This is a genomic window from Pseudomonas sp. RAC1, from assembly GCF_030658255.1.
Lineage (GTDB): Bacteria > Pseudomonadota > Gammaproteobacteria > Pseudomonadales > Pseudomonadaceae > Aquipseudomonas > Aquipseudomonas boreofloridensis.
Genome location: NZ_JAUTXS020000029.1, coordinates 40,765 through 54,515 on the forward strand (window position 1 = coordinate 40,765; position 13,751 = coordinate 54,515).

Annotated in this window: 11 protein-coding genes; 4 read left to right on the forward strand and 7 right to left on the reverse strand. The window is 65.9% G+C overall.

The window, feature by feature from the left end; all coding sequences use genetic code 11:
- Window positions 1–91: 91 nt before the first annotated feature.
- The 4 genes from Q7C30_RS09480 (at window position 92) to Q7C30_RS09495 (ending at window position 6,745) form a co-directional block, all read left to right on the forward strand.
- Window positions 92–2,524 (forward strand): TonB-dependent siderophore receptor, encoded by a 2,433-nt coding sequence (locus tag Q7C30_RS09480; RefSeq protein ID WP_317871360.1) that lies wholly within the window; start codon window positions 92–94, stop codon window positions 2,522–2,524.
- 63 nt (window positions 2,525–2,587) lie between these two features.
- Window positions 2,588–3,700 (forward strand): PepSY domain-containing protein, encoded by a 1,113-nt coding sequence (locus Q7C30_RS09485; protein ID WP_317871361.1) that lies wholly within the window; start codon window positions 2,588–2,590, stop codon window positions 3,698–3,700.
- Complete coding sequence (locus Q7C30_RS09490) at window positions 3,697–3,873, forward strand: hypothetical protein (protein WP_167335974.1); 177 nt, start codon at window positions 3,697–3,699, stop codon at window positions 3,871–3,873. The genes Q7C30_RS09485 and Q7C30_RS09490 overlap by 4 nt, the downstream gene beginning before the upstream one ends.
- A gap of 73 nt (window positions 3,874–3,946) precedes the next feature.
- The gene (locus tag Q7C30_RS09495; protein ID WP_317871362.1) at window positions 3,947–6,745 is read left to right on the forward strand and encodes a DUF6543 domain-containing protein; all 2,799 of its coding nucleotides are present in this window, start codon (window positions 3,947–3,949) and stop codon (window positions 6,743–6,745) included.
- Here the strand turns inward: Q7C30_RS09495 and Q7C30_RS09500 are convergent.
- From Q7C30_RS09500 to waaF, 7 genes are read right to left on the reverse strand one after another with little or no spacing between them, the layout of a single operon-like run.
- A complete protein-coding gene (locus Q7C30_RS09500; RefSeq protein ID WP_317871363.1) occupies window positions 6,718–8,160 on the reverse strand; it encodes a lipopolysaccharide kinase InaA family protein in 1,443 nt (480 codons plus the stop codon). The two genes, Q7C30_RS09495 and Q7C30_RS09500, sit on opposite strands and share 28 nt — an antisense overlap.
- Window positions 8,160–8,912, reverse strand: a complete 753-nt coding sequence (locus Q7C30_RS09505) for a lipopolysaccharide kinase InaA family protein (RefSeq protein ID WP_317871364.1) — start codon at window positions 8,910–8,912, stop codon at window positions 8,160–8,162. Before Q7C30_RS09505 ends, Q7C30_RS09500 begins: the two co-directional genes overlap by 1 nt.
- Complete coding sequence (locus Q7C30_RS09510; RefSeq protein ID WP_295488377.1) at window positions 8,909–9,643, reverse strand: lipopolysaccharide kinase InaA family protein; 735 nt, start codon at window positions 9,641–9,643, stop codon at window positions 8,909–8,911. Before Q7C30_RS09510 ends, Q7C30_RS09505 begins: the two co-directional genes overlap by 4 nt.
- On the reverse strand, window positions 9,643–10,449 hold the full coding sequence (gene rfaP / locus Q7C30_RS09515; RefSeq protein ID WP_039581242.1) for a lipopolysaccharide core heptose(I) kinase RfaP: 807 nt from the start codon (window positions 10,447–10,449) through the stop codon (window positions 9,643–9,645). The genes Q7C30_RS09510 and rfaP overlap by 1 nt, the downstream gene beginning before the upstream one ends.
- A complete protein-coding gene (locus Q7C30_RS09520) occupies window positions 10,446–11,567 on the reverse strand; it encodes a glycosyltransferase family 4 protein (RefSeq protein ID WP_317871365.1) in 1,122 nt (373 codons plus the stop codon). The genes rfaP and Q7C30_RS09520 overlap by 4 nt, the downstream gene beginning before the upstream one ends.
- Window positions 11,567–12,625, reverse strand: a complete 1,059-nt coding sequence (gene waaC, locus Q7C30_RS09525) for a lipopolysaccharide heptosyltransferase I (RefSeq protein ID WP_039581248.1) — start codon at window positions 12,623–12,625, stop codon at window positions 11,567–11,569. The genes Q7C30_RS09520 and waaC overlap by 1 nt, the downstream gene beginning before the upstream one ends.
- The gene (waaF, locus tag Q7C30_RS09530; protein WP_317871366.1) at window positions 12,626–13,675 is read right to left on the reverse strand and encodes a lipopolysaccharide heptosyltransferase II; all 1,050 of its coding nucleotides are present in this window, start codon (window positions 13,673–13,675) and stop codon (window positions 12,626–12,628) included.
- Between the last annotated feature and the right edge of the window lie 76 nt (window positions 13,676–13,751).

The following is a 13,751-nucleotide window of genomic DNA, read 5'->3' on the forward strand; positions in this document are numbered from 1 at the left end:
AGCGACCCAAAAATTTTCAAACAGCCCTGTCACTTTTCATCGTTCGCTCGGCAAGGAAGCAGTCAGCACTTATCCGTCGAGGAGCCACTGCATGTCCCGCGCTGTCGAGTCTTACCTGCGTCCCAGCCTCATGGCCCTGGCCATCGGCCTTGCCACCCCTGTGTTCGGTCCGCTGGCGTTCGCCGCCGAACAGGCCGCCGTACGCACCTATGATGTGCCCAGCGGCCCCTTGGCCGCGACGCTCAACCGCATCGCCAGCGAAGCCGGCATCGCCCTGGCCCTGGACCCGAGCCTGGCCAGCGGCCGCACCTCGGCGCCGGTCAAAGGCAGCTTCAACGGTGTCGGGGCCTTGCAGGCCGCCCTGCGCGGTACCGGCCTGCAACTGCAACTGGGCAGCGCCGGCAGCTACAGCCTGGTGAGTGTGCCGCAGGGCAGCGTGGCGCTACCGGAAACCACCGTGAATGCCAGCGGCGACAGCGAAAGCGCGTGGGGCCCGGTCGACGGTTACCTGGCCAAGCGCACCGCAGCCGGCAGCAAAACCGACACCGCACTGGTGGAAGCCCCCCGCTCGATCTCGGTGGCCACCCGGCAACAGATGAGCGACCGCGGCGTTCACAGCCTGGATGACGCGGTGAAGTACATGCCCGGCATCGTCTCCTCCAGCTTCGGCAGCGACACCCGCTACGACTGGATGCGCGTGCGCGGCTTCGAGCCGACCCAGTTCCTCGACGGCCTGCCGCTGCCGCGCGGGGTGTATGCCAACCCGAAACCGGAAACCTGGAACCTTGACCGCCTGGCCCTGCTACGCGGTCCGGCGTCGTCGGTGTACGGCCAGACCCCGCCAGGCGGGCTGCTGGACATCGTCAGTCGTCGCCCGCAAGCCGAAAGCCTGCACGAAATCGAAGTGCAGTACGGCAGCGACAACCATCGCCAGATCAACTTCGCCAGCACCGGCAAGATCGACGACGACGGCCGCCTGCTCTACGGCGTCAGCGGCGTGGTGCGCGATGGCGGCACGGCCATCGACCATATCGACGACAAACGCTACAACATCGCCCCGAGCCTGACCTGGCATATCGACGAAGACACCTCGCTGACCTTGTTGAGCCAGTTCACACGGGACGATACCGGCGTCACCAGCCAGTTCTACCCGATTCAGGGCACCAAGATCGACATGCCGTTCGGCAAGGTTTCACGGCACAAGAACCTGGGCGATCCCAACTACGACTTCTACGACCGCACCTACTACGCACTGGGCTATGCCTTCGAGCATCGCATCAACGATGTCTGGCAGTTCCGTCAGAACCTGCGCTACACCAAGTCGGACCTGTCCTTCCAGACCGTGACCGTCAACAGCTACAACCCTGGGTTCGGCATGGTGGTGGACAATCAGGGCAACACGGGTCGCGGCACCACCAATGTCGATGAAGACATCAGCCAGTTCGCCGTCGACAACAACTTACAGGGCGACTTCGACACCGGCAACATCCGTCATACCCTGCTGGTCGGCCTGGACCACCAGCGCATGAACAACAACTACCTGGCCATCTTCGGCAGCGCACCGGCGATCAACGTCAACCGTCCGGTCTATGGTCTGCCCATCGAGCGCCCGGACCGATCCACCGCGTTCTACGATTACGACCAGAAGACCCGCCAGACCGGCCTCTACGTTCAGGACCAGATGGCCCTCGACAACTGGCGCCTGACCCTCGGCGGGCGCGAAGACTGGGTGCACACCGGGACGCAGTTCCGCAATCAAGGCGACGCCACCAACACCCAGCGCGACAAGAAATTCAGCGGCAACGCCGCGATCAGCTATGTCTTCGACTCAGGATTCGTGCCGTATCTGTCCTACGCCGAGTCATTCCAACCCAGCAGCAAGGCTGATGTATCGCCCACCAACGGCCTCAAGCCCACCGAAGGTCAGCAATGGGAGCTGGGCATCAAGTATCAGCCACCAGGCTCCAACACACTGCTGAGCGCAGCGGTCTATGACTTGACCCAAAAGAATGTGGCCGTCACCAACAACGTAGGCAACGTCACCGTCACCAGCCAGACCGGCGAAGTAAAAGTCCGCGGCCTGGAACTGGAGGCCACCTCCGAGGTGACCGAGAACCTCAAGGTGATCGCCGCCTACACCCTGGCCAAATCCGAGGTGCAGAACGGCCTCTACAAAGGCAACCGTCTGCAACTGATGCCCAATCAGCAAGCCTCGTTGTGGACCGACTACACCTGGCATAGCGGTGTGCTCGACGGCTTCGGCGTCGGCGCCGGGGCGCGCTACACCGGCAACACCTATGGCGACCAGGCCAACACCTACCTGGGCAAGGCCAAGGCCTATACCGTGTTCGATGCCGCCGTGCACTACGACCTCGGCCGCCTGGACAACAGCCTCAAGGGCGCCTCGGTGGCGGTCAACGCCACCAACCTGCTGGACAAGAACTACTTGTCCACCTGCGACAGCTACTACTGCTACTACGGTGACCCACGCAGCGTGGTGGTCAGCGCCAAGTACCAGTTCTGACCGACTGCGCCCTCGCAAACCCGCTGCGCGAGGGCGCGGCCCAAGACCCCTGCGGGACCTGAGATGAAAAGCCAAACCCTGCGCCGCTGGTCGGCGATCCATACCTGGAGCAGCCTGGTCTGCACGCTGTTCCTGCTGCTGCTGGCCCTGACCGGCCTGCCGCTGATCTTCCACCACGAGCTCGAACACCTGCTCGGTGACGCGCCCGTGCTGCGCGAGCTGCCGTCCGGCACGCCTCACCTGGACCTGCAACAACTGGTGCTCAAGGCCGAGCAGCATCGACCCGGCGAGGTCATGCAGTATTTCGGTTTCGATGAGGACACTCCCGACGGCGTGGTGGCGATCACTGCCGCCACGGCGGGCAGCGATCCCAACTCATCGCACACCTTCATGCTCGACGCGCGCACGGGCGAGGCGGTGGCCATGCCGGCGGCCAATGGCGGTCTGATGATGGTGCTGCTGCGCTTGCATGTGGATATGTTCGCCGGCCTGCCCGGCAAGTTGCTGCTGGCCTTCATGGGCCTGCTGTTCATCGTCGCCCTCGTTTCCGGCACCGTGCTCTATGCGCCGTTCATGCGCCGCCTGCGCTTCGCCTCGGTGCGCACCGACAAGTCGTCGCGGGTGCGCTGGATCGACCTGCACAACCTCATTGGCATCGTCACCCTGACCTGGGCGCTGGTGGTGGGCGTGACCGGCGTGATCAGCGCCCTGTCCGACCTGGTCATCGCCGCTTGGCGCAACGACAGCCTGGCCGCGATGGTCGCGCCCTATCGCGAGGCCGCGCCGTTGACCGAACGCGCCCCGGCCACGCAGCTACTGAGCATCGCCCAGCAAGCCGCGCCGGGCATGCGCCCGGACTTCATCGCCTTTCCCGGCACACGCTTCTCCAGCGAGCACCACTACGCGGTGTTCATGAACGGCGCCACGCCCCTCACCTCGCACCTGTTCACCCCCGTGCTGATCGATGCCCGCACGCTGCAAGTGACAGCCGTCGGCGAGCGTCCCTGGTACATGGACGCCATGGGCCTGTCGCAACCGCTGCATTTCGGCGACTACGGCGGACGACCGATGCAGATCCTCTGGGCGGCGCTGGACCTGCTGACCATCGTCGTGCTGCTCAGTGGCCTGTACCTGTGGTGGGGCAAGCAGCGCAAACGGCGGGAGGTGCCAGCATGAGTCACAGATCGCAAAGCACGCGACGTATTTTCGCCTGGCCGCTGGTCATCGCCGTGCTCGGCGGCGCCGGGCTGTTCGCCGCACTGCTGGGCGACGGGGCCTGGGACGCGCTCGCCTGGGTGGGCCTGGGCGTCCCGGTGTATCTGGCTGCGCGCGGGTTGTGCGCCAAGTGAGGTAATCGACTAACGCGCGCGCCGCAGCAGGGCGCGCCAGGCTCGCACGCTCCCCTACCACGGAGCGCCGCTCATGAGTCTTCAGCAGTTCATCGCCTTCGATCAGCAATTGAGCGACCTGCTCGCCTCGCCACCCAGCCCCGACGCTCAACTGCCCTGGCTGAGTGCGCGCCAACGCTACTTTGCGGACCTGGCCCAGTACTGGCTCGACACGGACGCCACCGGCCAGACCCGCCAGGCGCGGATGACGGCCGTGCTACGTGAACAGATGCTGGCGCAGATCACCCTGCGCGTCGGCGATCACACCTTGGGCTCGAACCACGCCGAACTGATGGAAACCTGCATACGCCTGCCGTTGCCCTGGCAGCGTCAGCACCTGGGCAGCGCGGCGCGCCCGCAGGTGTACCGGCCCGTGCTGGACATCGGCACCCCCAGTTGGCGCAGCTACCTGCCCGGTGCTTTCGTCATCGTCGAGGGAGGCCCCGAGGGCCGCATGCCCGATCCGCAACAACCCAGCGAGTACGCACTGCTGTGCAGCCTGTCCCATGGCATCGAGGCCTTCGATGACCTGGCAGAACTGCATGTCGAGCTGTGCGAGCGGCTGGACGACCCGCAACAGAGCCAGCCACTGCTGCGGCATATGGCCAGCGACCGCGACCGCGATCTGGCGCTCAATGCCGAGCGTCTGCGCTACGAGTGGTTCAGCGATGATCTGCTACTGGCCCAGGCACAGGTCTTGATCGACGGGCAACGCACACGCTTGACTCAGGTGTGGGAAGATCTCGCCCAGCGCGATCCGCTCGACCGCGCGCAGTTGGCGAGCCGACTGCAACAGGCCGTCGACCTGCTGCCCTGGGCCGGCAGCCAGTCGGCACTGCAGACACGCTACGGCCTGCTGCTGGAGCGCAACTCACCCGCCTGGCTGAAGAACGCCTCGCCCCAGGCCCTGACCCACATCATGCAGACCATGCAGGAGCTGGTGATCGCCATCGACCGTGCAGCGGCACCCGGCATCCTCAGCCACGAACAATTCCTCGATCAGAACGCCCTGAGCACCTGGACATGCCAGCAACTGCGCGCCCGATTGCGCCATCAGTACCAATTCGATGTCGATCCGTTGGAGATTCATGTGAGCGTGACCTTGGCGCGACAACGCGGCCCGGTCATGCACCCAGGCCTGACCAGCGGCTACATTCCCGCCGCCAGCAGGCCGCAGGTGGGCGATACCATCGAACTGGTGCCACGCACCTATCGCCTCGACGAGCTGGCCGCGCTCAACGTCGCCTGGCTCGACGTGGACTATTGGTTGACGGCACGCGTTCATCGCAAGGACGGCAGCCCCATCCCCGAGATCACGGCCGGGCAGGTCAAGCAACTGGTGCGCGAGCTGAACGTGGGCGAAAGCTACAGCCAGTACCTGCGTCTGCACCTGCTGGACTCGCCAGCCGGACAGTGGCGGCAGGAGCGCCATGTCGCCATCAGCCAGGCACGCATGCAGGCCGAGGCGGCCAAGGCGCGCTATGCCGGTCACTACCTGGAGGATCCGTTCGAGCGCGGTTACGCCTGGAGTCGCACCGTCATCGATCACCCCGCCAGCGCTCAACGCGGCGCGCTGGGCCATCGACTGAAAGTGCGCCAATGGATGATCGACAACCACACGGTGATGGGCGTGCTTTTGATCACACCCGAGATCGCCGGCCTGCAGCGCTTCGTGGTGTACACCCCCGACGCCCCAGATCGCCGCGCCTGGCGCGAATACCGCAATGCCCGGCATTTGCTGCGCACGCTGCGTGAAAAGCCGGCGTTGCGCGATTACCTCAAGGAGCGACTTCCCATGGCCGACTCTGCGGCCATTGAACGCGCGGTACTCAACGGGCGACTCGGCCATCGCGTGAACACGCCGGAGATCGTCGGTGATTTCCAGCAGGCGCGTTATCGGGCCGAAGTGCATGCAGCCCTGGCACTGGTGGATGCCAGCACCCATACCAAATTGGAACTGTTGGGCGAGTTCAGCTTGCATGTGCTGTGGGTCACGCTCGACCTGGTCAGCCTGGTGCTGTCCAACCGCGCCCTGACTCCACTGTCATTCGCACGCGCGGCACTCTCGGTGTTCGACATGGCCAAAGCCTACCGCCAGGACGACCGTGTCGGCGCGCTGAAGCACTTCGTCGAAGCCTTCACCCATGTCAACGACGCCATCAACAGCATCGGCGGCTCGACCGTGGTTCGCCGTGCGATCCGCGGCATGCCGCCGACGCCACCGCTGACGCTGCCGCCCGCGCTGGCCCTGAAAGTCGACGCCAGCAAGCTGCGTTATCGGGTCGATGGGGTCCACAAGGAAGGGATCTACGAACAGGCCTCACCCTATCCGGGGTTGACCTTCTATTTCGTCAAGGACTCGGCCGGCCGTACCTACCAGGTCGCCTTCGATGGCTACCGCTGGCGGGTACTCGACCCGCGTCAGCCCGACGCTTACAGCAAGGTGCCCATCAAGCGCCGCGAGGATGGTGAATGGGTCGTGGACTCGCCGGTGCTGTGGTACGACGGCTTGCCGGACTTGCAGGTACTGCTCGATGACTGTCGCCTCGCCGATGTACCCAGCGGCATCCGCGAAGCGTCGGCCACCGGCCTGTATCGCGCAGGTGACAGGCTTTACCTGCTGGCCGGCGGGCATGCCTTGCCGTTAAGGGCCCACCTGCTGAGCGACCACTATCATCTGCTGATGCGCAGCGAGCCGGGTGCAGCGGTGAAGCCCTGGACGATCCTGCGCTGGCAAGACCAGCAATGGCGCATTCGCGTGCGCCAGGCTGGGCGCAGCAGCGACTGGCTGGCGCTGCCGCCCGCCTACTCGGTGAGCCTGGGCAGACGCTGATCCAGCCGCTGATACAGCGCGCTGCGGGTCGGCCAGTTGCGCAGCAGCCGCGCGCGGTCGCGGGCGTAGGCCGGGGCGAAACTGAGCTGGGTGGCGTGCTGGGTCATGGCGTCCAGGTCGATCAGCGACCACTGGCCGTCCTGCCAGAACAGGTTGTGACCTTTGAAATCGCCATGGCTGATGCGCTCGGCGATCAGCCGCTGCATCAGCTCGATCAGCGCCTGCACCTGTTCTTCGGGCGCCTCGCCGCTCTCGACGAAGGGCGCGAAACAGGCGCTCAAGTCAGGGCCATCGGCGTATTCGGTAATCAGATAGGCCGTGCTGCGCAACCCCATCACGCGGCGTTCGAGCACCGCCAGCGGGCGCGGCGTGGGGATGTCGAGGAAGGTCAGGCGATTGCCTTCGATCCAGGAATGCCAGGCCCGGCTCGGGCGCCAGAAACGCTTGAACCAGTGGGCGGTGTTCTTGATGTTGTAGCGCTTGAGCACCAGGCTACGGCCGCCGACGTCCACGCGCGCGACGCTGGCTGCGCCGCCGGTCTTGTACACGTGGCCCTGGTCGATCAGCGCATCGGCTTGCGCCAGCGCCGGGGCAAGGGCTGCGACGTCCTCGCGGCGAATCGCCTGTAGCCCTGACACGCTGCGCTGCACGCTGAACAGGCTGCAGTCGCGCCCGGCCTTGTCCAGGTAATCCTTCAGGCGCCAGGTGCGCACTTTGTCGACCTGCTTTTGCAGTGCCTCCAGCGGCAGCGCATGCTCGGCGTTGGCCAGCAGGTAATGCACCAGGGCTTCCTCGATGAACGGCTGCAAGCGCTTGGGCAACTGAGCGAAAAACACCCCGAGGTTTTCCAGCACGCGCTGACGCGACAACTGCTGACCCGGCGTCTCGGCCTTGATCCCGGCGCCGTCGATCAGGTACAGGCGACCGTCGTGGCGCAGCAGGTTGTCCAGGTGCAGGTCTTCCTGCCACAGGCCTTTGGCGTGCATCTGCGCCACCGCCGTCAACGCTTCGCCGAGCACGGCATGTTGCTCATCGGCAAGCATCGGCAGGTGCTCGACCTTGGCCCAGGCAGCGCCCAGGCTTTCGGCGTGCTCCAGGAACTCGAACAGCAGCCAGCCGCCTTCGCCGTCTTTCAGGCCATCAGCCAGCAGGCGCGGTGTGACCAGGCCCTGGGCGGCCAGCAGGCGCACGCCGTCCAGTTCGCGCTGGAAATGTCGCGCAGCGTTGCCGCCCACCAGCAACTTGGCCAGCACCGGCGTGCCGCGCCACAGGCCGGCGCCGACGTAACGCTGGCCAGGCAGCACGCGCAGCAGGCTGAACAGCTGCAGTTCGGCGCTGCCAGCGGCATCCTCGAGGATCACGTTCACGGGCAGAGTCGGGCTGCGCCCGGCGTTCTTCAATTCGGACAGGCGCATCAACGGGCCTCTTTTTCACGACGACGTGTGCTCAGGCGCTGCAACCAGGCAGACACCGGCGGGCTATCGGCCGGTTGTGCCAGGTAGGCGGCGAGCAGGTGACGCAAGTCCGCCTCGCTCCACACCGGCGCACGACGCAGCAGCGGTTCCAGGTCCTTGAGACGGTCACGGCGACCGAGCAGCAGCGGCCGGGTCTTTTCCAGGTCGATCAATTGCGCCTGCCAACCTTCCCGGCGCTCGCGCAGGAAAATGTGCTTGGGGTAGAAACAGCCATGCACCTGACGGGCGCCGTGCAGCGTGCGCGCCAGTTCGCCACAGGCACCGAGAACGCCCTGGCGTTGCGCGGGATCGAGCTGCGGCCATTGCAGCAGCAGGCTGTCCAGGTCGCGCCACTCGTCCAGCGCACGGCTCATCAGGATCGCCCGATGCTGGCCACCTTGCTTGCGCTCACCGTAGAACACCGCCTGCAAAGCCGGGATGCCGAGCGCCTGATAGCGCTGGATATTGCGAAATTCGCGAGCGAAGGTGGGCTCGCCCAACGGCCGGTGCAGGGTATGGGTGAGGTAGTCGCTCTGGCGCTTGAGGTAATAGCCCTTGCCCTCGAGTTCCAGGCGGAACACGCTGCTCCAGCCGCCGCGCCCGGTGTTGGGCTCGTCGACGGCCTCCAGTTGCAGCGCCCACAGCGCCTCGAAATCGTCGAGGCCATGGCGTTGCAGCAGCGCCGCTTCGGCGCTGGCCAGGTAATCGGTCATTCCCTTCCCTCGAAAAAGCTCACCACCTGACGGATACGCCGCTTATCGCGCGCGTTGAGTCGGGTGTGCCCGCGGTACTGCAGGTAGAAACGCAGACGCTGGGTGGCGGACAGGTGGTACTTGGCCACCTTGTCCAGGCAGGCCAGGTCCTTGATCAGTCGATGACGCAGCATGAAACCGCGCCAGAAGTCGCCGGTCGGGCAGTCGATGAAGAACACCGTGGCCTGGTCGTCCACCAGCAGGTTGCGCCACTTCAGGTCGTTGTGCGCGAAGTGGTGGTTGTGCATCACCCGGGTGTGCCGGGCCAGTTGGCGACTGATGTGATCGACCCAGGCACGGTCCGCCAGGCGTGGATCGTTGCGATCGGCCAGTGCCGACAGATCCTCGGTGCGCGGCAGCTCGCGGGTGATCATCGCCCCACGGCCGAACGCAAGACCCTTGCGCTCAAGGCCCCAGGCCACCACTTCGGCGGTGGGAATGCCCCACTTGGCGAACTGCTTGAGGTTCTGCCATTCGGCCTTGATACGAGGGCGTCCGAAGAAGCGGCGCATGTGCTTGCCGGCCCCGGTGTAGCGCTTGACGTAATAGCTGACGCCCTCGCGCTCGACGCGGATGACCTCGCTGAGCGGGTCGCGGGTCAGGCGTTCGCCTTCCAGGGCGAACACCGCCTCGAGGCTGCCGAAGTCGGCGGCCAGCCACGCGTAGTCCGGCGCCAATGTCCAACTCGCCATCAGAGCGCATCCCCATAGCGTTGCTTGCGGTCGTAGAGTTTGCGCGCCTTGCGCTCCAGCCAGGCGAGCAACGCGGCTTCCTCGGCCAGCACCTGGCGCAGCGGGCGCTGGAAGTAGCCTTTGAGAAAGCGCAGTTTGTCGCGACGCGTCAGGCCGATGTCCAGTGCCGAAAAGTACAGGGCGGCCAGGTCCTTGTTGCGCCAGCGACGGGTGATTGTGGCGCGGGTCTGTGCGCGGTGCAGGTCGATGACCGACAGTTTGAAGTCTTGCGCCGTCACCGGGCGGTCGGTGTGCAGCAGGAAGTGGCAGATGTAGCAGTCGCGGTGGTTGACCCCGGCGCGGTGCATGGTGCCGGTCATCTTCGCCACTTCGGCGATGAGGGCGCGCTTGAGCGCCGGTGGCGGCGGCTGACGGCGCCAGTCGAGGCTGAAGTCTTCCAGGCTGACGGTAGGCGCCAGTTCTTCGGTGACGATGAACGAATGCTGGGTCGCAGGATTGGCGCCGCGCTCGCCATAGGCCACCGCGGTCATGGTCGGCACTCCGGCTTGATGCAGGCGTTCGATGGCTCGCCATTCCTGGCCGGCACCCAGCACCGGCAGCTTGGCGCTGAACAGGTTCTTGAAGATCTCGCCCCAGCCGATGCCGCGGTGAATCTTCACGAAGTAGCCCGCGCCGGCCACCTCGGTGCGCAGGGTCCGACGCCCTTCCAGTTCGCGGTATACCTCGCCCTGCAAGGCCTCGACGGCCTCGAAGGGATCGCGCCCGGCCCACAGGCGCTTGAACGGTTCGGCCAGCATCAGTTTCATGCGCGCTCCTGGAGAATCACGTCGGCGGCGTGCTGAGGCATGCTGTACAGATCGGCCGAGGCGGCGAAGGCCAGGCCATTGCGCGCCCAGTCGGCACGCGCCTGCGGGTCGTCGAGCATGCGCTGCAGGCAGGCGTCGAGCTGCGACTGCTCGAACGGCTCGTCGAGCACCAGCCCGCTGTCGGCCTCGGCGATGTAATGGGCGTAACCACACACCTGCGAAACCAGCACCGGCAGGCCGGCCACCAGCGCTTCGAGCAGCACCGTACCGGTGTTCTCGTTGTAGGCCGGATGGATCAGCAGGTCGGCACCGAGCAGGAAGCGGGGAATGTCGCTGCGCCCCTTGAGGAACTGCACCTGATCGCCCAGGCCAAGGGTAGCGCTCTGCAACTGGAACACCTTGGGGTCGTCCTGGCCGATGACCATCAGCCGAGTACGCTTGCGCAGGTTCGCCGGCAGCGCGGCCAGGGCCTTGAGGCTGCGGTCCACGCCCTTGGTCTTGAAACCCGAACCGATCTGCACCAGCAGCAGGTCGTCCTCGCCCAGGCCGAATTCCTGGCGAAACGCGGCGCGGATGTCTGCCGCGTTGGCCGGCGCCCGGCGGTCCTGGGAAATACCTGGCGGCAGCAGATGGAAACGCTCGAGGGGCGTGCCGTAGTGCTTGATGAACAGCGGCTGCTGCACTTCGGAGATCATCAGGATTTCCGTGTTGGCGTGCGGGTCGAACACCGCGCGCTCGTACTCGGCGAAGTGCCGGTAGCGGCCCCAGCGCCGGTACAGGCCACCGCGCAAGGTCTGGGCCTTGTCTTCGAAGCAGCCGTCGGCGGCGTAGTACACGTCCAGCCCCGGCATCTTGTTGAAACCGATCAGCCGGTCGACCGGCTCTCGGGCCAGGTCCTCGGCCATCCAGGCACTGAGTTTCTCGTTGCGCCGGTGATTGGACAGCGCCTTGACCGGCGCCACCCGCACGTCGAAGCCCGGTGGCACATCACCTTCCCAGATCAGCGTGTAGACACGGATCTGGTGGCCACGCTGCTGGCACTCCAGGGCGATGCGCATGAAGTCGCGCTGCAGGCCACCGAAGGGGAAATATTTGTAAAGCACGAAAGCCAGTTGCATCAACGAACATCCTCAGCCAGCAGCAGCGCGCTCAAGCGGCCCGCCACATGCTCGGGATTCAGGCGAGTGAAGCACAACGGCCACTCGCGTTTGAGATCGAACCGGCGCAGGTCCTCGGCGCTCGGTTTGTAGGTGCACTTCTTCTGCAGGCAGGGGGCGCAGGGGAAGTCGCTGGCCTGATGGATCTGCGCGCGTCCGTAGGCGCCGGTCAGGCCAGGGTTGGTCGGGCCGAACAGGGAGATGGTCGGCACATCCAGCGCGGCGGCCAGGTGGCCGAGGCCGGTGTCCACCGCGACGCAGGCCTTGGCCGCCGCCAGAATGCGGGCCACGCCTGCCAGGTTCAACTTGGGCAGTACCTGGCAGTGCTCCAAGCCCTGGGCGATGCGCTCGGCGCGCGCCTGTTCGGCGGCGTTGCCCCAGGGCAGCACCACCTTCATGCGACGCCGCCCCATGCGCTCGGCCAGCTCGCGCCAGTAGGCCTCAGGCCAGTGTTTGGTGGCCCAGGTGGTGCCATGCAGGAACACCACGTAGGGGGCGGTGGGCGGCAATTGCAGGCGCTTGAGATCCAGGCCGTACTGGCCGAGCCCCTCGGGCAGGTCGTAGGCCAGGGCCAGGGCGAACAGTTGGCGCACACGCTCCACCGCATGCTGACCCACGGCCACCGACAGACGCCGGTCGTAGAATCGGCTGGCCAGGCCTTCGCGCGCCGAGTAGCGGTCGAGCCCGGCCACCGGCGCCTTGATCAGACGCGTCAGCCAGGCCGACTTGACCAGCCCCTGGGCGTCGATCACCAGGTCGTAACGGCGCTCGCGCACGCGCTGCTTGAAGGCCTTCCATTCGCCGCTCTTGAGGGTCTGCCAGAGGTTCTTGCGCCAGCGCCGAATGGCCACCGGGATGACCTGATCCACCGCCGGATGCCAGCTGGGAATCTCGGCGAAACCCTCCTCCACCACCCAGTCGAAGCGGATGCCGGGGACGGCGTGGGCCGCATCGGTGAGGGCTGGCAAGGTGTGGATCACGTCGCCCAGCGACGAGGTCTTGATGATCAGTACCCGCACTTAGTCGACCTCGACACGGGTATCGATCAGGCCCGGCGCGGCCAGACCGTGCAGGGCGGCGATGACCTTCTGCGGCTCGAGCAGGCGCAGGCAGTTGTAGTGCCCGAAGCGGCAGGTACGGTCGAAACAAGGGCTGCATTCGATGCCGGTGCGCACCACTTCGACCTGATCGGCCAGCGGCGGCGTGAAGCCCGGCGAGGTGGAGCCGTAGACCGCCACCAGCGGGCGATTCAGGGCGGCGGCGACGTGCATCAGGCCGGAGTCGTTGGACACCACGGCATCGGCGCAGGACATCAGGTCGATGGCCTCGGCCAGCGAGGTGTCGCCGGCCAGGTTGCACGACTCTTCGCGCAGCCCTGGGATCAGGCGCTCGCGGATCTGCTCGCCGACCGGGTGATCGTTCTTCGAGCCGAACAACCACACTTGCCAGCCCTGGCGAATCATCGCCTCGGCCACGGCGGCATAGTGCTCCACCGGCCAGCGCTTGGCCTCGCCGAATTCGGCGCCCGGACACAGTGCCAGCAGTGGACGGTCGAGCTGCAGGCCGAACTTGGCCAGCGCAGCCTCTCGGCTGGCGGCTTCGATGCGCAGGCTCGGACGTGGATAAGGTTGCGGCAATTCGGCGCCCGGCTCGAAGGCCAGGGCCATGAAGCGCTCGATCATCAACGGGTAGCGCGCCTTGTCGAGCTTGCGCACGTCGTTGAGTAGCAGGTAGCGCATCTCGCCACGCCAGCCGGTGCGCTTGGGGATGCCGGCGAACCACGGCACCAGCGCCGACTTCAGCGAATTGGGCAGCAGGATGGCCTGGTCGTACTGGCCGGCCAGCGATTTGCCGATACGTCGCCGCGTGGCCAGCTCGAGCGCACCGTGGCCGAGCGGGAAGCTCAAGGCCTGGCGCACCTCGGGCATGCGTTCGAGGATCGGCCGGCTCCACTCGGGGGCCAGCACGTCGATCACGCATTCGGGATGACGTTGGCGCAGGCACTGGAACAGGGTCTGTGCCATCACCATGTCGCCGACCCAGCTGGGTCCGATGATCAGTATTCTCATGCTTTATCCAGAAACAGTCGGGGAGGCTGCAGGCTGCGTTTCAACCTGGCCTCCCCTCTTTATATTCAGGCTATTT

What these genes read in the sequence shown, in the direction of transcription:
- Q7C30_RS09520 (WP_317871365.1), bottom strand. Translation starts at nt 11,567, where the DNA reads ATGCAACTGGCTTTCGTGCTTTACAAATATTTCCCCTTCGGTGGCCTG.
- Q7C30_RS09505 (WP_317871364.1), bottom strand. Translation starts at nt 8,912, where the DNA reads ATGACCGATTACCTGGCCAGCGCCGAAGCGGCGCTGCTGCAACGCCAT.
- Q7C30_RS09490 (WP_167335974.1), top strand. Translation starts at nt 3,697, where the DNA reads ATGAGTCACAGATCGCAAAGCACGCGACGTATTTTCGCCTGGCCGCTG.
- Q7C30_RS09485 (WP_317871361.1), top strand. Translation starts at nt 2,588, where the DNA reads ATGAAAAGCCAAACCCTGCGCCGCTGGTCGGCGATCCATACCTGGAGC.
- Q7C30_RS09495 (WP_317871362.1), top strand. Translation starts at nt 3,947, where the DNA reads ATGAGTCTTCAGCAGTTCATCGCCTTCGATCAGCAATTGAGCGACCTG.
- Q7C30_RS09480 (WP_317871360.1), top strand. Translation starts at nt 92, where the DNA reads ATGTCCCGCGCTGTCGAGTCTTACCTGCGTCCCAGCCTCATGGCCCTG.
- Q7C30_RS09510 (WP_295488377.1), bottom strand. Translation starts at nt 9,643, where the DNA reads ATGGCGAGTTGGACATTGGCGCCGGACTACGCGTGGCTGGCCGCCGAC.
- waaF (WP_317871366.1), bottom strand. Translation starts at nt 13,675, where the DNA reads ATGAGAATACTGATCATCGGACCCAGCTGGGTCGGCGACATGGTGATG.
- rfaP (WP_039581242.1), bottom strand. Translation starts at nt 10,449, where the DNA reads ATGAAACTGATGCTGGCCGAACCGTTCAAGCGCCTGTGGGCCGGGCGC.
- Q7C30_RS09500 (WP_317871363.1), bottom strand. Translation starts at nt 8,160, where the DNA reads ATGCGCCTGTCCGAATTGAAGAACGCCGGGCGCAGCCCGACTCTGCCC.